Origin of the sequence: Oculatella sp. FACHB-28 (assembly GCF_014696015.1) — a bacterium.
In the GTDB taxonomy this organism is placed as follows: Bacteria; Cyanobacteriota; Cyanobacteriia; order Elainellales; family Elainellaceae; genus JAAUTN01.
Genome location: NZ_JACJPJ010000035.1, coordinates 163,159 through 186,355, shown reverse-complemented (window position 1 = coordinate 186,355; position 23,197 = coordinate 163,159). Strand labels below are relative to the sequence as shown.

Genomic DNA, 23,197 nt, shown 5'->3' with positions numbered 1-23,197 from the left:
ATTTTTTTGGAAAAGCCATCTAATCTTTTACTCAAGTTCAGTCGGCGGCTATTCTCAGATTTATCAGAGCAAGAACGTTTTATTGAAGCTTTGATGCAGCCGCAGCCCGATTATTCCTGCATTTTGTGGTGTCGCGATCGCACAGAAGTGCCCTTTGCGATCGCCCCTCCCCTCTCTTGGCAACCCACCTTTGTCGATCGCCTTTCTGCTACTGAGAAACCAGGAAAACATCCCCTGCACGAGCAAGGATATTATTATTGCTTGGACTTTTCTTCAGTCTTCGCCGCCTCTTCACTTTTAGCCATTCCTCAGGTAGAAACTCAGTTAGGAACTCAGCCAATACAACTCGTCATTGACATGTGTGCTGCACCCGGTGGCAAAAGCCTCTTTGCGTTAAGAACCTTGCAGCCTGAAAGTCTAATCAGTAATGAAGTCATTGGCAAAAGAATCGGCGCACTAGTCTCTAACCTAAAGCGCTGTCCCGTTTCAGGAGCCTTTAGCCAACACACTGCGGAGAAACTAGTGATTAGCCTTGACTCAAAGATTCTCGCTGAGAAAATTCCTAAAACTGCTGATGTCGTGATTGTGGATGCGCCTTGCACCGGTCAATCTTTGCTTGCTAAAGGTGAAAAAGCGCCTGGATGCTTTCATCCAGTCAACATCAACAAAAACGCAAATCGGCAAAAAAGAATTTTAGCTAATTCTGCTCAGCTTGTTGCGCCTCAAGGCTACTTAGCCTACATGACTTGCGCCTATTCACCTGAAGAAAATGAGCAGGTCAGCGAGTGGCTTTTGCAAAAGTTTCCCCAATTCCAGCCCATAACAATTTCTCATTTACAGAACTTTCAATCCCACTTATCAGAACTTCCCTGCTACCGGATGTTTCCTCAGGCTGGATTAGGAGCAGGGGCCTTTACCGTTCTGTTCCAAAACACTGAAATAGGCGAAAAGCAAACTATCTCTTCTGATTTTTTAGAACAGTTCAAACGCTACAGAATGAGTTGAAATTAGAAGTTCAGAAAAGCCAAAAACTAATTCTACTTGTTCTTAGTTCTACTGAAGTAGCGGTAATCAGTGAGGGCAAAGCATTCGGTCATAATCTCTGCAACCTAGTTAGCCTCTCCACTAGATGCTTCACCCATAACATGACAATGACTTTTCTTTACGCAACGGATTTTGTATCACCTATTCAAGCAGAAAATACAAACACAAAAGTCATGCACGGGTTTATTTAATTTCTTCCTTTTGCACTTTAAATTCCTAATTTTCCCCCTACTTCTGGCTCTAGGTAGATGCATCGTCTAGGCGATTTGAGCGACAGTACTGCTTGCAGGACTTCACCTTGAGCTAATGACACAGCCATCTTTTAACTCCTCTGATTCTTCGGACTGGATTGAGCGGTTTGCTCGGTTTGGCTTTGCCGCAAAAGGAGTCGTCTATGCCGTCGTCGGCATCTTGGCGGCTCAAGCGGCTTTTAGCACAGGGGGTAGAACGACCGACACCCAGGGTGCCCTGCAATCAATTGTGAAGCAACCCTTTGGGCAGATTCTGCTCGTCATCATCGCAATTGGTCTGGCAGGATATGTTCTGTGGCGATTGGTTCAAGCAGTTCTTGACCCAGAGGGCATTGGTACAGACGCTAAAGGAATTGCTCAACGGTTGGGCTATGCGACTACTAGCGTAATTTACGCAGGACTAGCATTTTCTGCGATTAAGCTTGCTGCTGGTGCAGCGGCGGGCAGCAGCGACGGTGGTAACTCGTCAGCTCAAGACTGGACAGCCCGAATTCTTTCTCAACCGTTTGGGCAATGGCTGGTTGGTTTGGGAGGTGCATTTGTAATCGGTCTGGGCTTTTACTTCTTCTATGAAGCATTTAGCGCCAAGTTTTGTAAGGAACTCAAAATTAGGGAAATGAGCCAGGCTGAACGCAAAGCCGCAACCTGGTTTGGCAGAGTTGGCATTACTTCCAGAGGCATTGTCTACACAATTATTGGTCTTTTTTTGATAGTGGCAGCACGCCAATCCAACCCAGAGCAGGCAAGAGGAGTTGGGGGTGCATTAGGAGCACTAGCAGAGCAGCCCTACGGACCGTGGCTGTTGGGAGTCGTTGCCCTCGGTCTCATTCTTTATGGAATTTACATGGGCCTGTATGCCAAGTACCGTCGCATTAGCGCCCCTAATCTTGAGCGCGAAGCTAAAGTGAGACTTAATCGATAGAAGAAGGATAGGTGAGAGCAAGCGATCGCCACCCATCCCTACCCTTCCGGGACAAGGACAACTTGGGCAGACAGAATTAGTCCATTTCCTGATGCGCTGTCTTCTACCTCAGCATCGTTTAACTGAATATCTTCTGGCTCGACAAGCTGACCTATTCCTAGAAAAAGACCATTTTCGTGGCGCACCCGACAAGCTTGTGCTGGGAAGAGTTCAGGATGTAAGCGAATTCGCTGTCCCTGACACCAACGCTTACCCTCCGGTGCCGACAGGTTGACTGCAGGCAGATGCTCTAAAGCAAATTCAGGCAAAATAGGGCAAAAGGTGCCCTGCTGAATTTGCTCAGATAGCTGATCAAGCGTCAGACTATCCTTCAGCAGAAAGCCGCTGCTGGCAGTGCGAGTCAGGGATGCAAGCGTGCCGCCACTATTCAAGAAATTGCCCAAGTCACGAGCGATCGCCCGTATATAAGTTCCCGCACCACAAGCGATCGCCACCTCTAGTTCAGGAAAATCACCCGATCGCCAGTCCAGCACATCGATTTGAAACACTTCAACGGTGCGAATGGGAGCCTCTACCGCTTCGCCTGCTCTGGCTAATTCATACAGCCGCTTGCCCTGCACTTGAATGGCGCTGTAGCTGGGCGGAATTTGCTGAATCTTTCCCTGAAACTGGGGTAACGCCTGCTCAACTTGCTCCAGAGTTAGGGTTGGTACAGGTACAGCCGTGAGAATTTCGCCTTCCAGGTCGTCGGTAGTTGTCTTCACGCCAAAGCGAATCGTGGCGCGATAGGCTTTATCTCCAGGCAAAAATTGCAGCAGACGGGTAGCTCGCCCTAGAGCGATCGGCAAAACGCCTGTAGCTGCCGGATCAAGGGTGCCGCCATGCCCAACTCGCTTGAGCTTAAGTAAACGCCGCACTTTCGCAACACAGTCGTGGGAAGTTAGCCCCGCAGGTTTGTTTAAATTTAGAAATCCGTCCATACCTTACGCTATCACTCCCCCCAGAGCCGCCGTCCTGATTTTCCTTTTAGTCGCTCATGCGTGTCTCGCAGCAGCGTGGGAATATCAAGCTGTTCGGGACAGCGGGGCAGGCAGTCGCCGCAGTCGGTACAGCGATCGCCCCTTCTCCCCGGAAACCAATGTCCCGCATTCTCAAACATGCCATAACGGTATCGCCCAAAATCAGTCATGTCATAGCTGACAGCCAGATTGCGTAAGCGCAGCACTTCAGGAATATTGATCGCTTCGGGGCAAGGCAGGCAAGCATAGCACTGACTGCAGCAATCGCTCCCTAAAACCTTAACCTGCTGAGTTTGCAGCCGCTCTAGAGCTTCTACTTCTGACGCAATGAGTGAGCCGTCTTGATTGCTAACTGCCAGCGGCTCATCTAACTCTGTCGGATTTGCCGGACCTACACTGAGGGTCGTAATGCGGCGATCGCTCAACAAAAACCGATAGTTCAGCTCCAGCGGCGAGAAGGGATGGCACAGTTCTGAGAGCATTGGCGGCGGGGTATAGAGCATTCCACCTTTGTCAGCTGGCGAAATGATGAAGATGCCCATATCCTTCTGGCTGGCAAGTTCCAAAGCGGGAGCATTGCGCTGAAAGAAGTAGTTGTAATGGAGGCAGACAAACTCGAATTGGTCAGTGGCGATCGCCCTCAAAATCACCTCTAGCGGTGCGTGGGTCGAGAAGCCAACGTGACGCACCTTACCGGTGGCGATCGCCCGTTCCACAGGCTTCATGCAGCCGTCTGGAGCCTGCACCCAGGCGAGATGTTCCTCTGTGTTTAAGCCATGAATAGCAAGGCAGTCTAGATAATCCGTGCCCAGAGCAGTGAGGCTGTCATCAATGCTGCGTTCCACCGCGGCCGGGTCGGCAGTTGGAGGAATTTTGCTGGTGATGTGAACTTGAGTGCGAGGAATTTCCAGATCGACCAGCGCCTTTCCTAAAAACTGTTCACTTTTGCCGTAGCCTCTAGCGGTTTCTAAGTGATTGATTCCCAACTTGAGCGATCGCTCAACCGTCAAACGAGCATTCTCCTCAGAAGCCAAATAGCGCATGGTTCCCAAGGAGAAAATCGAGATATTCAGATTTGTTTTGCCAAAGCGACGATAGCGCATTAAACTGAGGCGGCTGTGTCAGATCATTCTAAGCTTCGCCGCTGCTGTATCGCCCTCTTTGGGTGAAGTCTTCTGGACGCAGGTTAGAGAGAAAATCGCGAAAGGCAAGCCGTTCGGCTTCGTCTGCATCTCGATCAACTGGAATCGAGGCATCTGCAACGACTTCTTCCATGACCCAAATTGGGCTTTTGGTACGCAGGGCAACAGCGATCGCGTCACTGGGACGAGCATCGATCTCTTTCTTATTCTCCCCTTGCCGCACCGTTAAGATGGCGTAAAAGGTATTGTCCTGCAAAGAGTGAATCACCACTCGCTCCAAAGCCATGTCCCACTCTTCTAGGAGATTAACAATCAGGTCGTGGGTTAAAGGACGGGGCGGAGCCTGATTTTCTAACGCGTTGATAATTGCCCTTGCCTGGTCCTGCCCGATGTAGATAGGGAGCTGGCGACGGTCTGAAGCATCCCTTAAAAGCACAATAGGGCTACGGGTTGCTGCATCCAGGGCAATTCCAGCGACTTTCATTTCAATCATTGGCTTAGCCTCTAGAATCCATTGAGCAAGGACGATTCAACTCAAACAGATAAACTGGGGTTAGTGAATCCATAATGACAGATAGACGTAACATTTAGGCTGACAAAGGGCGTGAGGTTATAGCTAGACACTTACCGTTATATCCTTTGCGGTCAAAATTATCAGAGCTGAGATGAGTATTTTCACTCAACTCTTAAAAGTGTCCAGGTTCAAACACCTGCTTCTCCCTGTACAAGTTCCGGCGTATAAGTTTTACTGAACTCCAGTATGCCCTGATCTTGCCCTGATCCGTAGCCAAAAACCTGAATCTTTGACTAAAAAGATCACGATGCAAGCGAGTAAAATCTGCTCTCAGGACAGGCTTCTAGCCTAACTTCAAGCAAACCTGCAGATGGACTGCTAACTGGAGAAACAATGGAGATGCCTGCCTGTCGGGATCTCAGCAGCTAGTCTAAATTGACCCCAACACCAAGTTTCAGGATCAAGAGCTTGAAATCAGGACGGCTAAGGTGAAAAGGATTTGAAGTTAGTTCAATTTTTTTGCAAATTCTTTACGATCGCAAACTAAACCTAAACGGACGTAAAACCGTGTTTACAGGACTAATCCAGACAACAGGAACGATTCACTCTCTAGGGGACGACCAGCTACAAATCTCCTGCGGTACGACTGCACCAGAGTGGTTTTTGACAGATTTGGCGATTGGCGACAGCATCTCGGTCGATGGCGTGTGCCTTACCGTAACCCGAATTTTGCCAAACGGGTTTATCGCCACTGCTTCCCCTGAAACGCTGTACCGCACTACGTTAGGACAGCGAGAAGGCGATGATTACGTCAACCTAGAAGCCTCTTTGCAGGTCGGCAGTAAGCTAGGCGGACATTTTGTTACCGGACATGTAGACGGAGTAGGTTATCTGCAAGCATCGGTGCAAACGGCGAACTCCTGGGAAATGAGCTTTGCGGTCACTGATCCGCGAGTGGCTCGCTACATCGTCACCAAGGGCAGCATTGCCGTGAATGGGGTAAGCCTAACCGTTGCAGACTGCAATTCAGAGGGCACCTGGTTTAAGGTGGCAGTGATTCCACTGACTTATGCTGAAACAAATCTGCGTCACCTCAAGCTGAATGCTCTCGTCAATCTAGAAGGCGACGTGCTAGGTAAATATGTGGAAAAGTTTTTGCGGTTAGGGGGAGATCAAACAGGAAAGGCGATCGCCGACCTGGAAACTCTGATTCAACCTGCCAATGATGGAGTGAGTTCGGCGTTTCTCGCAGAACATGGATATCTTTGAGGTCATCTACTCTCCCATTAAAAGATTAGGGATGCCCCCGCGACGTGGGGGCATCCCTAATCTTTTAGTCCCTAATCTTTAACCGGGAAGGGAGTAATCAGTCGTGAGCCAAGACAATTTCCTTGACTCCTGAGCAGTCCACCTGCTGAAGTAACTCGGCGATCGCTTTCCCAGATACGGGTTCAACCCAATCGGCAGCAATTTCGGCAAGCGGTACCAGCACAAATGCCCGTTGATTCATGCGCGGATGCGGAATTTGTAGACCAGGCTGCTGCAAAATCTGGTCGTCAAACAAGAGCAAATCAAGGTCAAGCGATCGCGGACCCCAACGTTCTCGTCGGACTCGCCCAAACTTTGCTTCAATCTGCAGCAGGTTACTCAGCAAGTCCTGTGGCTCCAGAGTTGTTGCAAGCAGCGCACAGGCATTCAACACATCGGGTTGCGGTGGCCCAACTGCAACCGTGCGGTAACAGTGTGACGTTGCTTGTAGAACAATGCCCGGTGTGTGATCAAGAATATCCAGAGCAGATTTGAGGATGGCAGGAGAGTCACCGACATTGCTACCGAGGGCGATCGCCACCCGCTTAACCTGTTTGCCCAAGTGTTCGCTTGCCTCCATCACCCATTACCAGCTTGAATCAACAAACAAATTGATCGTAAGCTGCGGCTGACCAGATGGCACAGCAGTAATACAGGCACAAATCGTATCGCCACCTTCTACTTCAACTTCACAGGCATGGCAAGAACCCATCAGGCAGCCTGTAGGAATAGTCAGACCTGCCCGATCTGCCACTTGCAGCAACGGTTCTCCTACCTCAGCTTCAACAGAGACATCGTCGGGCAAAAACCGAATCAGAATGCTCATAACACAACCCTGAAATTTATTTGCCCAGGTAGGGCATGATCGGCGTTAAGTCGATGTAGGACTCAACCACGTCAGCAAGGGAGTCTAACATGGCTTCCCGCTGTTCTCGGTAGTTGGAGATGCCAGTCGGCAGCGATTTCAGCCCTCGCTGCTGACGCAAACGATTTAGCCAGGCACGCCGCCAGGGACCATTGTCAAAAATGCCGTGCAGATAGGCTCCCCAAATTGATTGGGTTGAATCAACCACACCCAAATTCACATCGTCAAACAAGGGTTTGAAAGAAGCCCCTTCATTCTCAGGAGATTCAACGTCTAGTAAGTGGCTGCGCCCCTGATGAATCTCGTAGCCTGTGACGGGTAGACCTGTCTGAGGAAAGTTAGACGTGACTAGGCGTTGGCGCGCAACCTTCTGCCCTGTAATCACCGTTTTTAAGGGCAGCAGTCCTAACCCTTTGTATCGACCTTCTTGCCCTTCGATACCTTCTGGATCAGCCAACATTCTGCCCATCATCTGGAAACCACCGCAGATTCCCATAACGGTGCCTCCGGCAGCAGCGTAGTTTTGAATCGCTTCAGCCATGCCTGTACGCTGCATCATGATGAGGTCAGCGATCGTCGTTTTGGAACCGGGAAGAATGACGGCATCGGGGTAGCCCAGTGAATCCTTCAAGCCGATATATCGGACTGAGACGCTGGGTTCTGACTCTAGTGGGTCAAAATCGGTAAAGTTAGAAATTCGGGGCAGCCGAATCACCGCAATGTTGATTTCGCTGCTGGCAGGACTAGCATTCCGCTCAAGCAGGGAAAGGGAGTCTTCTGCCGGAAAGGCATGATCGAGCCAGGGAACGACCCCCACAACAGGAACTCCGGTACGCTCTTCTAACCAGGTAATGCCCGATTGCAGGAGCGATCGCTGTCCTCGAAACTTGTTGATGATAATTCCTTTAACCAGCGATCGCTCTTCTGGCTCCAGCAGCTCCAGGGTACCGACGATATGAGCAAAAACGCCGCCACGCTCAATATCAGCAATGAGTAGAGTAGGCGCATCGAGATGACGAGCCACACGCATGTTGGTCAGGTCACGATGCTTCAGGTTAATTTCGGCAGGGCTACCGGCCCCTTCACAGATGACCAGGTCAAACTCTTCTCCCAGGCGCGCCAGGGATTCTTCGATCGCCTGCCAGCCCGGTTCAAAGTACTGTTCATAATAATCAGCCGCACCGACCCTGCCTACGACTCTGCCCTTCAGCACGACCTGAGAAGTCATGTCGCCCTGAGGCTTGAGCAAAATTGGGTTCATCTCCACCCGAGGAGTAACCCCAGCAGCCCATGCTTGCACTGCTTGAGCATGACCAATTTCGCCACCGCTTGCAGTGACGTAAGCATTGAGCGCCATATTCTGGCCTTTGAATGGAGCAACTCGCCAACCTCGGCGACACAAAATTCGACATAGCGCCGCAGTTAGGAGCGATTTCCCAGCATGGGACGTTGTCCCGACAACCATGATGGCTTTCATGCAAAACCTCCGAGAAATCCCTGGCGATCGGGCAGATTTGCCGAACGAGGGGATGGCTGATATGAAAATGAACGTTTGGACGCTTTACGCAATCCCTCGACCAGTCATTATATTCGAGATATTTTTTTGAGCCAGGTTTGAGCCAGTTTCGAGCCAGTTGAACTGGTTCGGAAATACTTAAGCGATTTGGGGCAGCTATCGTATCCAGTCTGGTAGGCGAACCCAACGATTCCAAGCATTCTGTAAGCGATCGAGTAGGCTCGGTGCAGGTAGATGTTCACCCTTGTGCTGCCACTTTTCAACCAGTTGCCGACCCAGTGGCGTCAGTCGAAAGCTGTCTGTTAAGCCCTGTCCGTCTACCTCTCTTCGCAGCAATCCAGTTTGAATCAGCCAAAGTAAATCATTTTCTGCCACTAACTCGGGCAGGGAGCGACGGGTATAGCGGTTTTGGATGCCGGATTGTCCGGCGATCGCCTTTAACCCAACACTCTCCTGACGCATCGTAGCGAACAGATGGAGTTGAAAGGGCGCACACCGCACCGCCCGCTCTGCCCGCTCAACTGCGCGACGGGGGTATCGAATCGACGGGGCACTGCTGGATTGAATTGGGGTCATTAGCAACTGTTGAGGCTGGTTAGGTGAGGCTGGTCAAAAGAAAGCAGCGCAAGGCTAAGCAAAGCTAAAAATCTACATTCTTGTCTATCTTATGCTGTTTTTTTTGGGCGATCGCACGCCATCAGGCTTTAGCAGCAGTTTATGAGTAAGTCGGAAGCCGTCAGGGGAAGACAAAAATTAAGAGATTTGATCGATCCTGACGTTCTTTAGTAGCATCTATGACATTTTTTATTTAGTTCCATTGGTAACTCTTTTACTAAGCATCTGCAAGGTTTGTCAGCGAAGGGATAGCAACACTCTATTGGGCGTTCGAGCCACTTTGCTTCGAATCTTGAACAGAGGCGGTCTGGTTTGGAAACCGAATTTTGACGGGTTCTTTACTAAGGTTCCCTCTGCTGAAGCTAGTAGAAACAATTAGGTCGCTTCTAGGGTTCCGGTTCAGGTCCTACGATTTGAGTGTCTGGTCCGAGAGAAGCCAGCTAGCCATTGCAGCCATTTAGATGGAAGGTGAGCTAGCCACACGGCGGGATAAAAGCCCGGGAGAAGCAGTCTGATGGCTGAGACTGTCTCCTGGGCTTTGCTTTGCAGTTCAATTGAACTCAAGCGAGTTTCCCAGGTCAGTCAAAGAATTAGCATAATTCAACGATTTCTGGGTGACTTACATGACTGATGATCCTCTCTTTCAAAATCCATCTAACGGACATCAACCTCAAACAGAGGCTCAATATGCTCTAGAACGGGAAACTCATTTGCCCATGACTGGGTGGCAGCAAGAAGTCGCTAGAGGGCTAGAGTTTGGGCTAGAAGCGGCTGAAAGCATTCGCGATCGCTCCATTCCCACCTTTTCTCGCGGCGAACTGCCTCACTATGCAGGTATCAATACCTTTCTGAAAGCGCCCTACGTAGAAGACGTACGAAAGGTCGGGGAATATGATGTGGCGATCATCGGTGTGCCGCACGATTCGGGCACGACTTACCGTCCTGGCACCCGCTTTGGACCACAGGGAATTCGCCGCATTTCTGCGCTTTACACTCCCTACAACTTTGAGCTAGGCATCGACCTACGCGAACAAATTACGCTTTGCGATGTTGGCGATATTTTTACCATTCCAGCCAATAACGAGAAGTCGTTTGACCAGATTTCCAAAGGAGTCGCTCACGTCTTCAGTTCTGGTGCATTTCCAATCATTCTGGGTGGAGACCACTCGATTGGCTTTCCGACTGTACGCGGGGTTTGTCGGCATCTAGGTGACAAAAAAGTAGGGATCATTCACTTCGATCGCCACGTGGATACTCAGGAAACCGACTTAGACGAGCGGATGCACACCTGCCCCTGGTTTCACGCCACCAATATGAAAAATGCTCCTGCCAAAAATCTGGTGCAGCTTGGTATCGGCGGTTGGCAGGTACCGCGTCAGGGTGTGAAAGTATGTCGCGATCGCGCCACTAACATCCTCACCGTTACTGACATCGTTGAACGGGGCTTGGATGCTGCGGTTGACTTTGCTCTAGAACGCGCCCTAGATGGCACCGATTGCGTCTATATCAGCTTCGACATTGACTGCATTGACGCAGGCTTTGTCCCTGGCACAGGTTGGCCAGAGCCCGGTGGACTGATGCCCCGCGAAGCACTCTACCTGCTTGGCAAGATTGTCGAAAAAGCTCCAGTTTGTGGGCTGGAAGTGGTTGAAGTCTCACCTCCCTACGACATCAGCGATATTACTTCATTAATGGCAACACGGGTCATCTGCGACACGATGGCGCATCTGGTGCTGTCGGGACAACTGCCGCGATCGCAAAAACCTGCCTACATTCACCCCGAGGCTCAACCCGAACTGGTTGATTGGAGCTAGAGGAATGAAAAACGAGAGGCAAATTTTGGACTTTTTGCTATGCATGAAACGGATATGACAAAGGCACTGATTTTAACAGTGCGAGATTGGTGGGAAGCGCAGCCAGAACGCCCCCAAATTTCTCATGTGCATCTTACTGTCGGTCAGTTTACCTGTGTGGAACCTGTTAGCTTGCAGTTTGCCTTTGAAGTGCAAACCCGAAACACGTTTCTAGAAGCCGCCAAACTGGTCATTCAAGAAACGCCCTTGATTGCCTTTTGTCACCATTGCCAGCAGGAATATCGCCCTGAAATCGGCGTTCAATATGCTTGCCCTGAATGTCGATCGCCCCTGGAAGACATTCGCTCAGGGCGAGAGCTAAAAATTGACCGAATCGAATACTGTTCTGACTCTGCGGAAAGTTATGCATCAAACCTTTGACGCTGCCCTGGGAATTAATCTGCTCCACGCAAACCAGGAAGGAGCCGACCACAATCGTGCCCACTTTGACGCATGGGGAATCACCTGCCTCAACATCATGAGCAGTCCCGGTGCAGGTAAAACCGTGCTACTAGAAAAAACCCTGTCAGCTTTAAACCAAAAGCTAAAAATCGCCGTAATTGAAGGCGATATGACAACAGAATTAGATGCCGATCGCCTGCGCCAATATAACGTTCCTGTGATCGCAATCAACACTGGACGTTCCTGCCATCTGGATTCCAAAATGGTAGCGGGTGGACTGCATCAGCTAGAGCATCAATACAACCCTTCTGATTTTGATTTGGTGTTAGTTGAAAATGTTGGAAACCTGGTTTGTCCTGCTGAATTTGAAGTCGGAGAACATGCCAAGGTTGCCCTTTTAAGCATTACTGAAGGAGAAGACAAACCGCTGAAATATCCGGTGATGTTTCAAGAAGCAGATTGCTTACTCATTACCAAAATGGACTTAGCCCCTTATTTAGAGATTGACATAGACCGAATCATTTCCAACGTCTGTCAGATGAATCCAAATGCAACAATTATTCCCGTTTCTGCAAAAACCGGAGAAGGATTAGCCATTTGGTTTGACTGGCTACAGTCACAAGTTCCTTCTACTCGAACGACTTCTAAAACGCAAAACTTGACACCTGTATAAGTTGGATTGAAACATGAAACCCAACAGGTCTAAATCCTTGCTTGATTCAAAGACTGTTGGGTTTCTTAAACTCTACCCAGCCTACAGTTTGGTGAATCTACATTGGGTGAATCTCCAACTGAAAATAGTTCAAGTTTATTAAAGCCATCAGCAAAGTTATCGCTATTCATTCACTAATCAACCTGTTCTAAAGGAGCCTGAATTGAGAATTCGCAAGCTGTTATCTTGGGGAGTTGCTTTTCTGTTTGGTTTAGTCGTTGTAGTAAGCTGTGCGCCCAATCCTGGCACGGATTCTGCAACCCCTGGTACGGATACTGCTGCTGAGCCTGTCGTTATGGGCTTCAGCGCTTGGCCCGGTTGGATTCCCTGGCAGGTAGCTGATGAGGAAGGGTTGTTTGAGCAAAACAATGTCAACGTTGAACTGACGTGGTTTGACGGCTATCTCGATTCAATTAATGCCCTAGCCTCTGGACAGCTTGACGCAAATACTCAGACGCTCAATGACACGATTAGCTCAGTAGCTGCTGGCTCCGATCAGGTGATTGTTCTAGTCAACGACAACTCGACTGGCAATGACATGATTATCGCCAGCGAGGAAATTAACTCTGTTGAAGACCTGCGCGGCAAACGAGTTGCAGCAGAAGAGGGCACGGTTGACCATTTCCTACTGTTGTTGGGTCTAAAAGATGCTGGCATGACTCAGGACGATATCGATTTTCAGCCTTTAGAGACTGGGGCAGCAGCGGCGGCTTTTGCGGCAGGTCAGTTAGACGCAGTTGGAGTGTTTGCCCCATTCACCACTCAGGCTCTAGAACGTCCGGGAAGCAAACCACTGTTTACTTCAGCAGATTATCCGGGTTCAATTCCCGATCACCTAGTTGTGACTCGTCAAATGATTGATGAGCGTCCCGAAGACGTTCAGGCGCTAGTTAACACCTGGTTTGCCACGCTGGAATTCATTGAAGGCAATCAGGACAAGGCATTCGACACCATGTCGAAGCGGGCAGGCGTGACTGTTGATGAGTACAAAGAATACGACCAGGGCACAACCATCTTCAGTATTGAGGACAACCTCAAGGCTTTTGAAGCAGGTTCAGATATGTCTTCTTTGCCCTATGCTGCTGAACAAATTAGCCAATTCCTGGTAGAAAGCGAATTGGTTCAAGAAGCTCCTGACGTGAGCAACATCTTTGACGATCAGTTTGTCAAAGCTTACGCAGAACAGGCAGGGAAGGGATAAAGAATTGAAAGGTTAGGTAGCAGGTAGGAATTGGGTTTAGGCAACCTCTTACCTCCTACCAGTCATTTGATGATTTAGGTAGGTCATGTTGCTTGCAAAAGCACAGGAAATTTAAGGCAGTTTTGAGGCAAAGCAAATGAGCCAATCTAGCGAGTTTATAGGGAACGAAAATGTTTCTGATGCGCCCAGAATGTTGCCGCCTACTGTATTTTGGCGAATTGCGGAAGATATTCCTAAGAACTTGTCCTGGACGCTGATTGTTTTGTCAATCACTGTACCGATCGCCCTTTGGTGGATGGTTTCTGAATACATCGCTGCAAACTATGAAGTATATGCAATCTTTCTGCCAACTCCGTTGCGAACTCTAGCAGCACTGCAACGCCTTTGGACGGAAGGAATACTGCCCACAGACATCGCCTACAGCATGTTTCGGGTCTTTAGCGGTTTCTTCTTAGCAGCGATTATTGCTGTCCCTTTGGGTGTATTAATGGGTTCGTTTGCGAGTTGGCGATCGCTTCTGGAACCTATCATTGGCATCATTCGCTATATGCCAGCCCCTGCCTTTATTCCCCTCCTAATTCTTTATTTTGGTTTGGGCGAAGTTCCCAAAATTCTGTTGATTTTCATCGGCACCCTATTCTTCAACACGCTGATGATTATGGATGCCGTTAAGTTTGTTCCCAAAGAATTAATCGAAACAACTTACACCTTGGGAGGGAAACGCTTACAGGTTTTACTTCAGGTAATTTTGCCCTACATCTATCCCAGCATTATTGATGCCTATCGCGTCAACATGGCTTCATCCTGGAACTTGGTGATTGTGGCAGAACTCGTTGCTGCAACCGAAGGGTTAGGCAAGCGAATTAGTATTGCTCAGCGGTTTCTGAGAACGGATGAAATTTTTGCTGGGTTAATTGTGATTGGTTTGATTGGTCTGGCGATCGACTTGCTGTTTCGGCTGCTATTAAAACTCACCGGACGCTGGGCAACGTGAAAGGCTTGAAAAGCTTATTCCCCTATGAGGGCGTAGCATTCGGGCGAGAATTCTTAGTTTATTTGAAGGGCTATCTGCCGAATGCTGCACCCCTACATCTGCTTCAATTTCTAACTTCTGATTTTTAACTGCTAACGGGTTTCTGCTACTCACACTTACCTCACTCACAGCTATGTACCTTGAAGTTGCTCAACTCCACAAACAGTTTAAGACTCGAAATAGTCCGATTGTTGCACTCAAAGACATTAATTTGCACATTGAGGAGGGCGAATTTGTTTGCGCGGTGGGTGCGTCGGGTTCTGGTAAATCTACCCTGCTGCGGCTGATTGCTGGGTTGGAAACGCCAACAGCGGGCGAGGTGCGGGTAGACGGAGTGCGGGTGACAGGTCCAGGCGCAGATCGAGGCATGGTATTTCAGAATTACACGCTTTATCCCTGGATGACCGTTGCCAAGAATGTTGGCTTTGGGCTGAAGTTGCAGGGCATGTCTGAGAAGGAACGCAGACAGCGCGTGTCTTACTATCTGGACGTGGTAGGACTATCGCAATTTTCCAACGCTTTACCCAAAGAGCTATCTGGCGGCATGAAGCAGCGGGTGGCGATCGCCCGCGCTCTTGCCTCTCAGCCCAAAATTTTGCTGATGGACGAACCCTTTGGAGCGCTGGATGTGCAAACCAAAGAAACGATGCAGCAATTTTTGCTTCAAGTGTGGGAGCGTACCCGCACCAGCATTTTCATGATTACTCACGATGTTGAAGAGGCCGTTTTTCTGTCGCAACGCATCTACATTTTGACTTCACGCCCCGGCACTATTTTGCGTGAGGTTGTGCTGGACTTGCCGAATCAGCGAGACTACCACATTAAGCGCCAGCCTAAATTTCAGGACTATAAGGAAGAAATTATGGGGCTGCTGCGCGGCGAAGCGGTCGAGGCAATGGTAGCAGGAGGATAGTCCTATCCGCTCCAATCGGTTCCAATCAGTTCCAAGTAGCGCAAAACTGGTTCTCATGCAGCAAGACTTCGCCATGATCAGGAACCCAGGCTAGCCAGCGATCGCCCGATTGCTGACAAAGCAAAAGCGCCTCATCAAAGCTAAAAGGGTTTGGAAGTTCTAATAGCTGCACCCAGGTAGAGGCTTGAAACTCGGTCTGGGGAACTTCTGGATGCGGAACTGTTGGCCAGCCGCAGGCAATTTTGGGAAGATTACACCAGCGGGACTGGGTGTCGTATTCTACTGGGCAAAAGTCTAACTTCATATCATGTCTCTCAATCAGGAAAAATAAGCCAATCAGGAAAAATAAGCGACCTTGTGCTTCAAAGTCATCTCGCCATCAGCAATTCCTCAAAATCGTTTCGGAAATAGAACTGTGGCTAAGTTGATATAAACAGAAAATATTCTGTATCAGTTACTACAAAAATACAGAATATTGGCTGCTGATATCAAGCAGTTGTCGCACATCTTTACGCAAGAGGGGCGATCGCCACACCAAAATTGCAGTTACAATCTGTAACGAACAATGCAAAAGCAGGAAATAGAACCCATGCCTTTATCAGTTGGCACAACGGCTCCCGCCTTTACCGTCAAAGACACCAACGGCAATACGGTTTCACTCTCCGCCTACGCTGGCAAAACCGTCATTCTGTATTTCTATCCCAAAGACGACACGCCAGGTTGCACTAAAGAGGCCTGTGGCTTCCGGGATTACTACGCCGATTACCAGGGCAAAGACATTACCGTGTTCGGGGTGAGCATGGATGATGAAGCGTCCCACCAGAAGTTCACGGAAAAATATAGCCTTCCGTTCCCGCTCTTAGCTGATGTGGATGGCGCAATCACGAAAGCCTATGACGTGGATGGCGGCGGCTATTCCAAGCGCGTTACCTATGTCATTGGTGGCGACGGTAAAATCGCCAAGGTCTACAGCACCGTCAAGACAGACAGTCATGCCACTGACATTTTGGCTGAGCTAGCAGTCTAAGTTTGAGCTAAGTTTGACCAATTTGCCTGTAGGGGCGAACGGCTGTTCGCCCCTATCCCTTTGCTGGTTAGCGATCGCACGGGCGAGCAGGTAAAATTTGGCTAAAACGGCGGTATTCTGACAAGTACTGCTCTAAAACCACAAATTGCGGCAGGTTGAGGCTGTAGTAAATCCAGCGCCCTTCCTGACGGGTTCGCACGAGGGCAGCTTCTTTGAGCGTCTTCAGGTGAAAAGACAGTTTGGACTGGCTGACCCCAATGAAGTCACACAGTTCGCAAACACAAAGCTCTTGCTCTCGGAGTAAATCCAACACCTTCATCCGCAACGGATCGGAGAGGGCGTGAAAGCCAATCGTAATCAAGTCTGTTGACGGCGATACCGATAAAGAGGGTGTTGTAGAAGTGGGTTGCATCAAGCTAATCCCGAAGCTGGATTGGACTTTACTGAGTTAGGAATTAGGCAGTAGGAGAAAGCCTTCCCTTCGAGTTTAGCGGTCTGTTAGCTGTACTGGAATCTGGCTCATTCAGTGCGATCGCCTTTTCTGCCAGCGTAATCACGGTAACCTCTGGGCGACAAAACAGCCGTCCAGGCAGGTAGGTGCCTAAGCCCCGATTCACATATAGACAATTGGAGCCAACTTGATGAAAGCCCTGCGCCCATTCCCAGTGGCGCACGACTTTGTAGCAGTCTTCTCGCATGTACGGAATCCAGCGGCGCAGTCGTCTAGGGACGTGTCGCCGCACCGCTTGATACCAAGTGGGAAGTGGACCTAACCCCGGAATGACAACCTGCCCACCGTGCGTATGTCCCGAAAGCTGGAGGTCTACCCGCCAGGGCTGGAGATGAACGGTGCTATCTGGATTGTGAGACAAAACAATTCGAGGGGTAGCTGGGTCCAACCGATTCATCACAGGGGCAGGGTCAAATTCTCTTGACCACAAGTCGGCAAGCCCGACCAGCGGCAACTCTGACCCAAACGGATAGCCGATCTGATTCCACAAAACTTGAATTCCGGCTTCGACAAATGCGGTAGTAATTTCTGTTTGCGAACCCGCAGGAAAAATATCATGGTTGCCTAACACCGCATAGGTGCCAGCACTGCTGCGGAGCTGCTTTAAACGCGAGGCGAGGGTACGAGCTGGGGCTGGGTCATCGGTTACATAGTCGCCCGTCAGCACAACCAGATCAGGTTGAACGGCATTCGCTGCCGCGATCGCTTCTGCTAATAGTTGCTCAGAGAGTCGCAAGCCATCGTAGTGCAAATCTGAAAGTTGAACCAGCTTGCAGCCCTGTAGCGGTTTTGGCAATTCGGCAATTTCAACGGTTAAATGATCAACGCTCAGCGATCCTGATAGTAACCTGTGCATAACTTGAGGGGGTTTTCTCTGGATTAGCCACCCCAGCTTATCAAAATAAAGAGAGAGGGTTGGTGAGAATGTATCGACAGAAACATAGCTGGTTTACTTAGATAAATTGGCTGGCAAAACTGACTGGCAAAACTCATACACCCGATCCGGTTTCGCGCAGTACATAGCCTACACCGCGCACAGTTTGAATCAGTCGTTTTTCACCATCGGCTTCCAGTTTGATACGCAGGTAGCGGATGTAGACTTCAATGATGTTGGAGTCGCCCATAAAGTTGTAACCCCAAACTTTTTCTAGAATGCGATCGCGCGTAATCACCTGGCGCGAGTGAGCTAGCAGATATTCCAGCAGGTCAAATTCTTTAGCGGTTAGCTCGATCAGGCGATCGCCACGAAACACTTCTCGGGTTTGACGATTGAGCAGCAGATCTGTAAAGCTCAGCACGTCTGCCTCCGTATCCTGACTGCGGCGTAAAAATGCTCTCACCCGAGCCAACAGTTCTTCAATGCTAAACGGCTTCACCACATAGTCATCGGCTCCAGCATCTAAGCCTGCAACGCGATCGTTAATCTCATCCTTGGCAGTGAGGATAATCACGGGTGCTCTGCCGCCCGTTGCCCGAATCCGCCGACAAATTTCTAGACCGCTCAGTCCAGGCAGCATCCAGTCAAGGATGATCAAATCCGGCCCAATATCTCGCGCTTTGGTCAATCCAGTTAAACCGTCATGAGCCACCGTGATGCGATAGCCTTCGTAGCTCAGTTCTAGCTCGATGAATCGCGCTAGGTTAATTTCATCTTCAACCACCAGGATATGAGCTGTCATAGTTCTGCTGTCATAGTTCTGCTGTCATAGTTCTGCTGTCATAGTTCTATGGATGGAGTTCTACGGAGTGAGAGGCATTATAAAGTCAGGGAATCCATGAAGGGTTGAAGTTAGGGCGTACCTTAAAGCTGACTACAAGGTCTATTTTTGTGCGGAAAGCAGATAAGAACAAACCTTCAAATTAGATCTAAGGAGTTAGATAAGGGCAAGGTGACAACAAAGATGCTGCCTTCGTTTAGCTTTGAGCGCAAGGTGACACTGCCACCCATGCCTTCAACTAGGGTTTTAACGATGGATAGCCCCAAACCGCAGCCACCCGTTGTGCGGGCACGGGCTTCGTCTATTCGATAGAAGCGATCGAAGATTCGGGACTGATGCTGGAGGGGAATGCCATAGCCGCGATCGCACACCTGAATCACTGCCTGCCCACCCCCCTGATCGAGCTTAAGGACAATAGGTTGGTCAGGTTCAGAATATTTCAAGGCATTGTCGAGCAGGTTGAGCAACACTTGCTTGAGTCGGTTACGGTCTGCTTCAACCACAATTTTTTCTTGAGCTGCTTCAATTTGAATATCCCGATCGCTGAATTTTGAGGCCATGCCGAGCAGTTCTTCAATCACTTCAGTCAGGGCAAAAGTTTCCAGGTTGAAGTGCCTGTGCCCAGCATCTGCCCGCGCCAGGTCTAACAAATCTTGCAGCAGTCGAATCGTGCGATCGGTTTCTAGAGCGGCAATTTCCAGTGCTTCTTGCTGCGGTTCGGTCAGGTTGGTGCTACGGCGCAAAGTGCTTTGAATGTAGCCATGAACCACCGTGAGCGGAGTGCGGAGTTCGTGTGAAACATCGCTGACAAATCGTCGCTGTTGCTCTAAGGATTCGGAGAGCTTTGCTAGCATTTGCTTGCAGGTTTGCACTAACTCTCTCACTTCGGTAGGGGCATAGCGAAGTTGAGTTTGAGCTTTGTCTAAGTCCTCGACTGACAGTGTGGTTGTAAGCTGATTCATTTGGCGCAACGGCTGTAGCGATCGCTTCACATACAGCGCAATGCCAATAGCGATCGCCACCATCGCCAGCAGGCTACCAATCGCTAAATTGCGAATCACAGCCCAGAACATTGTGTGAGCGGTGGTAATATCCTGTGCGACGTACAGGGTGCCTAAGTTATTGCTCTCTATAACCAGCGGCACTTTGGAGAGAATGATGTAGCGATCGCTGGCTTCGTAAATTGCAGGTTCGGGAACTGCGGGAAGGGTAGCAATCACCGTCGAAATATCTTCGCGCTGCCATACATCCGTGGTTTGAACGATCATCTGACCTGCATCATCAGTCACCACAACCATCAGATTGGGTAATGTGCGAGCATCCACTGCCCGCTGCAACGCTTCTGACATGGGCAGCATATCGTCATACAGTTCAACATCTTGCGGAAAGCGATCGCTGATAGCCTGGATACTTTGCTTGTAGCTACCCACAAGAATCTGCTGCGTCTTCCAGGTTGTCCACATTCCCACACTGCCGATGCCCAAAATTGAGACTAACGTAGCGCCAACCGTCAAACGAAACTGAAGCGAAAATGGGTCAATTCCTCGCCAACCCTTTTTGAGATTCGATAAACGCTGCCTCACTGTTTTGATGTCCATGCTACCCAAAGGCTAGCGAGTAAACTGTCAAAGTTGGAATCTGGGCGGGAAAGTGTGAACCTACTCACTACGCGGGAATTTTTACACCAAAACGTTTCCTAAAGTATGCGCGTAGCGCTATACCTATCCGACTTAACCTCATTCTTTATTTAATTTATCTGTAGTCACTTCAACCCGAATGAGTTTTTCCTGAGTTACCCGTTAATTGCTAGATGTTCAGCGTGAATGTTGGTGCGGCGAAATTGATATTCCGTAGGTTGGGTGAAGCATCGCGGAACCCAACAAAACCAAGGCAGGAGTTGGGTTCCGCTTTGCTCCACCCAATCTACATCAGAAGATTTGTCAGTCAATCAGCCATTCACGCTTCAAAAAATGATTCATGCAGGAAGTCTACTAACAGAAGTGACTAATTTTGGGGATAATTTTCGAGCCTGAAAGCGAACTTTCAGGCTCAAAAACTTCTTCGGCCAACAAGACTCATTCACCTACTGCTGAGCTTCAACAGGGCGTTCGTCGGGTACAAACTCACCGGGCTCTGTTTTTACAGCAGGTTTAGTGACTTCAGTGCCGGGTATGGGAAGGTCAAGATTTGGCCCTTTGCGAATAATCCGACTGCCAAAGTAGAGCGTGGCGACAAACAGCAGTGAGTAAACGAGGGCAAAGGCAGTGAGTGAAACCAGAACATTACTAGCAGGCACATGAGAAGCTGAATCGACGGTACGAATCTGTTCGTAGAGCGTCCAGGGCTGCCGTCCAACACAGCGAACAATCCAACCGGAGTCGATCGCAATGAATCCCAAAGGCGCAGCAAAAATCCAGGTTCGCATTAACCATTTTTGCTGAGCAATGTTTTCGGCTGAGAATCTGCCCAGTAGCCAGTAAAGCGTACTCCACAGCATCAAAAAAGCGAGGAAAAAGCCGATCGCAATCATGATGCGGAAGGAATAGTAAATTAGCCCAACCATGTGAGGGCGGTTTTCTGGCTCAAAGTCCCTCAGTCCAATTACAGGTTCGGTGAGGTTTTGCTTGAACTCTAGAATGTAGCCGAGGGCATTGGGAACGGTGATTTCCCAATCGTTCTTTTCGGCGCTGTCATTGGGAATGGCAATCACACTCCAGTCAGCAGGCTGTCCGGCGGGAGTCGTTTCCCACTGGGCTTCCATTGCGGCTAGCTTTGAGGGTTGATAGTGATAAACCTGTTCGCCGCTGAGGTGCCCCATGTAGATCTGAATGGGGGCAACAGCGATCGCCGTTGCCAGCACGACTTTGAAGGATTTTGAGAAGAATTCTGAGTGGCGATTTTTGAGGATGTACCAGGCGCTAATGCCACCGATTACAAAGAGAGAGGTTTCTGTGGTGGCGAAGAACATGTGCAGGACGCTGTTCTTCATGAAAGGGTTGGCGATCGCCTGAAAGTAGTCATGCACGACAAACTTACCGTCAATCATTTCCCCACCTGCCGGGGACTGCATCCAGGAGTTTGCCGTCAAAATCCACAGCGTTGACAAATTCGCCCCTACCGCCACCAGAATTGTGGACATATAGTGAATTGGCGCATTCACCCGCTCCCAGCCAAACAGCATGATGCCGAGAAAAGCCGCCTCCAGCATGAATGCCCAGGATGCCTCAAAGCCAATCACACTGCCAAAGAAATTGCCGACCGCTTCTGAGAAGGGAGCCCAGTTAGTGCCAAACTGAAACTCCATCGGAATGCCCGTAGCCACGCCAATGCCAAAGTTCAACACATACAGCTTTGACCAAAAGCGAGCATGGAGATAATAGTCGGGATTGCGGGTTTTCAACCATAGTCCTTCCACAATGACGAGATAGATCCCAACTCCCGTAGTCATCGTGGGCCAGAGCATGTGAAACAGTGCAGTGAGCGCAAACTGCATCCGCGATAGCGCTACTGTATCCGACAAAACGTCCATAATGGTTTCCTTCTGCGTATGAGAAGCGATCTGTGAGAAGTAGAATTTCTACCGCATATTTTGTTTGCGCTCAGCCTTCGGATCGCGGGTTCCGGCGGCGGCAAGTTCGGCATCGAGCAGCGTTTTTCCGGTCGCGGCAAGGTAAACGTCATCCAGGCTAGGACGAGCTTGAGAAATGCCAAACGTTGGCAGTCCAGCTTCTTTGAGTGCTTGCTGAATGGTGATCAGAGCTTCGCTTTGCGGATCGACAACTAGATTGAGTGAGTTGCCCTGAGCTTCGTTGATGATCACCTCTTGCACAAAGGGAAGATCTTTCAGCATTGTTTTAGCGGTTTCGGCTTCCTCAGGTGGAGTAAATTCTCGGATACGAAGGGTGACGCGATCGCCCCCTACCCTATCTTTCAACTCAGACGGCGTACCCGTGGCGATGACTACACCCTTGTCGATGATGGCAACGCGATCTGCCAGTGCATCCACCTCTTCCAGATAATGACTGGTGATTAAAACAGTCGTGCCATTGCTGCGAAGCTGACGCAAAAAGTCCCACACAGCCACGCGACTTTCGATATCCAGCCCGACCGTTGGTTCGTCCAGCACTAAAACATCGGGCTGGTGCAGTAGCCCTGCCGCCAGATCCAACCGCTTCTTTAAACCACCTGAATAGGTTCCAGTTTTTTTGTCTGCCCAATCTGCTAAGCCCAGCAGTGAAAGCATTTGGTCAATCCGCTCTTTGGCAGTGCCGCGTGGTAGGTGATAAAGCGCCGCTTGGAGCTGAAGCAACTCTCGACCGGTCAACACTTTGTCGAGGGCAACTTCCTGCGCCACATAACCCAGCAGTTGTCGCGCTGTCTTGGGGTTATCTAAAACTGAAACGCCTGACACCTCCAGCTTCCCAGCATCGGGAGTGGCTAGCGTACAGAGACAACGCAAAGTCGTCGTTTTGCCTGCTCCGTTCGGTCCAAGCAGCCCAAAGATTTCTCCAGGCTCGACCTGGAGCGATACATCTTTGACTGCTTCGACGCTGCCATAGTGCTTTTGGAGCTTTTCGATTAAAACTGCGGAGGCCATATCACCCTTCACCATGAAATACGAACAATGGAGT

Annotated in this window: 24 protein-coding genes and 1 riboswitch; of the genes, 10 read left to right on the top strand and 14 right to left on the bottom strand. The window is 49.7% G+C overall.

Features of this window, described 5'->3' with window-relative positions; translation table 11 throughout:
• Positions 1-6 precede the first annotated feature (6 nt).
• Positions 7-1,005: an RsmB/NOP family class I SAM-dependent RNA methyltransferase gene (locus tag H6F88_RS03310; RefSeq protein WP_190641307.1), complete on the top strand. Its 999-nt coding sequence runs from the start codon at positions 7-9 to the stop codon at positions 1,003-1,005.
• 345 nt (positions 1,006-1,350) lie between these two features.
• Entirely contained in the window at positions 1,351-2,217 is an 867-nt protein-coding gene (locus tag H6F88_RS03305; RefSeq protein WP_190641306.1) for a DUF1206 domain-containing protein, read from the top strand.
• Between the two features lie 38 nt (positions 2,218-2,255).
• Here the strand turns inward: H6F88_RS03305 and truB are convergent, their stop codons facing one another.
• From truB to H6F88_RS03290, 3 genes are read right to left on the bottom strand one after another with little or no spacing between them, the layout of a single operon-like run.
• Positions 2,256-3,197: a tRNA pseudouridine(55) synthase TruB gene (gene truB / locus H6F88_RS03300; protein WP_190641305.1), complete on the bottom strand. Its 942-nt coding sequence runs from the start codon at positions 3,195-3,197 to the stop codon at positions 2,256-2,258.
• An 11-nt stretch (positions 3,198-3,208) separates the two neighbouring features.
• The gene (locus tag H6F88_RS03295) at positions 3,209-4,339 is read right to left on the bottom strand and encodes an aldo/keto reductase (protein WP_190641304.1); all 1,131 of its coding nucleotides are present in this window, start codon (positions 4,337-4,339) and stop codon (positions 3,209-3,211) included.
• Between the two features lie 28 nt (positions 4,340-4,367).
• Complete coding sequence (locus tag H6F88_RS03290) at positions 4,368-4,871, bottom strand: bifunctional nuclease family protein (protein WP_190641303.1); 504 nt, start codon at positions 4,869-4,871, stop codon at positions 4,368-4,370.
• 588 nt (positions 4,872-5,459) lie between these two features.
• Here H6F88_RS03290 and ribE point away from each other — a divergent pair.
• Complete coding sequence (gene ribE, locus H6F88_RS03285; RefSeq protein WP_190641436.1) at positions 5,460-6,161, top strand: riboflavin synthase; 702 nt, start codon at positions 5,460-5,462, stop codon at positions 6,159-6,161.
• A 97-nt stretch (positions 6,162-6,258) separates the two neighbouring features.
• Here the strand turns inward: ribE and folK are convergent, their stop codons facing one another.
• The 4 genes from folK to H6F88_RS03265 all read right to left on the bottom strand — a co-directional run bounded on the left by folK (position 6,259) and on the right by H6F88_RS03265 (position 9,157).
• Positions 6,259-6,780 (bottom strand): 2-amino-4-hydroxy-6-hydroxymethyldihydropteridine diphosphokinase, encoded by a 522-nt coding sequence (folK, locus tag H6F88_RS03280; protein ID WP_190641302.1) that lies wholly within the window; start codon positions 6,778-6,780, stop codon positions 6,259-6,261.
• 6 nt (positions 6,781-6,786) lie between these two features.
• Positions 6,787-7,026: a 2Fe-2S iron-sulfur cluster-binding protein gene (locus H6F88_RS03275; RefSeq protein WP_190641301.1), complete on the bottom strand. Its 240-nt coding sequence runs from the start codon at positions 7,024-7,026 to the stop codon at positions 6,787-6,789.
• Positions 7,027-7,042: 16 nt separating this feature from the next.
• Positions 7,043-8,542 (bottom strand): cobyric acid synthase CobQ, encoded by a 1,500-nt coding sequence (gene cobQ, locus H6F88_RS03270; RefSeq protein ID WP_190641300.1) that lies wholly within the window; start codon positions 8,540-8,542, stop codon positions 7,043-7,045.
• 195 nt (positions 8,543-8,737) lie between these two features.
• On the bottom strand, positions 8,738-9,157 hold the full coding sequence (locus H6F88_RS03265) for an Npun_F0494 family protein (RefSeq protein WP_190641299.1): 420 nt from the start codon (positions 9,155-9,157) through the stop codon (positions 8,738-8,740).
• Positions 9,158-9,571: 414 nt separating this feature from the next.
• Positions 9,572-9,702, top strand: a riboswitch (guanidine-I (ykkC/yxkD leader).
• 117 nt (positions 9,703-9,819) lie between these two features.
• Between H6F88_RS03265 and H6F88_RS03260 the strand changes: the two genes are divergently transcribed.
• The 6 genes from H6F88_RS03260 (at position 9,820) to H6F88_RS03235 (ending at position 15,310) form a co-directional block, all read left to right on the top strand.
• Complete coding sequence (locus H6F88_RS03260) at positions 9,820-11,010, top strand: agmatinase family protein (RefSeq protein WP_190641298.1); 1,191 nt, start codon at positions 9,820-9,822, stop codon at positions 11,008-11,010.
• Between the two features lie 39 nt (positions 11,011-11,049).
• Positions 11,050-11,430 (top strand): hydrogenase maturation nickel metallochaperone HypA, encoded by a 381-nt coding sequence (gene hypA / locus H6F88_RS03255; RefSeq protein ID WP_190641297.1) that lies wholly within the window; start codon positions 11,050-11,052, stop codon positions 11,428-11,430.
• Positions 11,414-12,124, top strand: coding sequence for a hydrogenase nickel incorporation protein HypB (hypB, locus tag H6F88_RS03250; protein WP_190641296.1), 711 nt, complete (start codon positions 11,414-11,416; stop codon positions 12,122-12,124). The genes hypA and hypB overlap by 17 nt, the downstream gene beginning before the upstream one ends.
• A gap of 202 nt (positions 12,125-12,326) precedes the next feature.
• Positions 12,327-13,364, top strand: a complete 1,038-nt coding sequence (locus H6F88_RS03245) for an ABC transporter substrate-binding protein (protein WP_190641295.1) — start codon at positions 12,327-12,329, stop codon at positions 13,362-13,364.
• A gap of 136 nt (positions 13,365-13,500) precedes the next feature.
• Positions 13,501-14,358, top strand: a complete 858-nt coding sequence (locus H6F88_RS03240) for an ABC transporter permease (protein ID WP_190641294.1) — start codon at positions 13,501-13,503, stop codon at positions 14,356-14,358.
• A gap of 172 nt (positions 14,359-14,530) precedes the next feature.
• The gene (locus H6F88_RS03235) at positions 14,531-15,310 is read left to right on the top strand and encodes an ABC transporter ATP-binding protein (RefSeq protein ID WP_190641293.1); all 780 of its coding nucleotides are present in this window, start codon (positions 14,531-14,533) and stop codon (positions 15,308-15,310) included.
• 25 nt (positions 15,311-15,335) lie between these two features.
• Here H6F88_RS03235 and H6F88_RS03230 read toward each other — a convergent pair whose 3' ends face one another.
• On the bottom strand, positions 15,336-15,614 hold the full coding sequence (locus tag H6F88_RS03230) for a hypothetical protein (RefSeq protein WP_199333423.1): 279 nt from the start codon (positions 15,612-15,614) through the stop codon (positions 15,336-15,338).
• 285 nt (positions 15,615-15,899) lie between these two features.
• On the opposite strand from H6F88_RS03230, the gene H6F88_RS03225 reads away from it, so the two are divergent.
• A complete protein-coding gene (locus H6F88_RS03225) occupies positions 15,900-16,337 on the top strand; it encodes a peroxiredoxin (protein ID WP_190641292.1) in 438 nt (145 codons plus the stop codon).
• A 67-nt stretch (positions 16,338-16,404) separates the two neighbouring features.
• Here H6F88_RS03225 and H6F88_RS03220 read toward each other — a convergent pair whose 3' ends face one another.
• The 6 genes from H6F88_RS03220 to H6F88_RS03195 all read right to left on the bottom strand — a co-directional run bounded on the left by H6F88_RS03220 (position 16,405) and on the right by H6F88_RS03195 (position 23,163).
• Positions 16,405-16,749, bottom strand: coding sequence for a metalloregulator ArsR/SmtB family transcription factor (locus tag H6F88_RS03220; protein WP_190641291.1), 345 nt, complete (start codon positions 16,747-16,749; stop codon positions 16,405-16,407).
• Between the two features lie 43 nt (positions 16,750-16,792).
• Entirely contained in the window at positions 16,793-17,704 is a 912-nt protein-coding gene (locus H6F88_RS03215) for a metallophosphoesterase (protein ID WP_190641290.1), read from the bottom strand.
• A 133-nt stretch (positions 17,705-17,837) separates the two neighbouring features.
• A complete protein-coding gene (locus H6F88_RS03210; RefSeq protein WP_190641289.1) occupies positions 17,838-18,527 on the bottom strand; it encodes a response regulator transcription factor in 690 nt (229 codons plus the stop codon).
• A gap of 176 nt (positions 18,528-18,703) precedes the next feature.
• A complete protein-coding gene (locus H6F88_RS03205) occupies positions 18,704-20,164 on the bottom strand; it encodes a HAMP domain-containing sensor histidine kinase (protein ID WP_190641288.1) in 1,461 nt (486 codons plus the stop codon).
• Between the two features lie 485 nt (positions 20,165-20,649).
• Positions 20,650-22,095 (bottom strand): cytochrome ubiquinol oxidase subunit I, encoded by a 1,446-nt coding sequence (locus tag H6F88_RS03200; protein ID WP_190641287.1) that lies wholly within the window; start codon positions 22,093-22,095, stop codon positions 20,650-20,652.
• Between the two features lie 48 nt (positions 22,096-22,143).
• Positions 22,144-23,163, bottom strand: coding sequence for an ATP-binding cassette domain-containing protein (locus tag H6F88_RS03195; protein WP_190641286.1), 1,020 nt, complete (start codon positions 23,161-23,163; stop codon positions 22,144-22,146).
• Positions 23,164-23,197 lie beyond the last annotated feature (34 nt).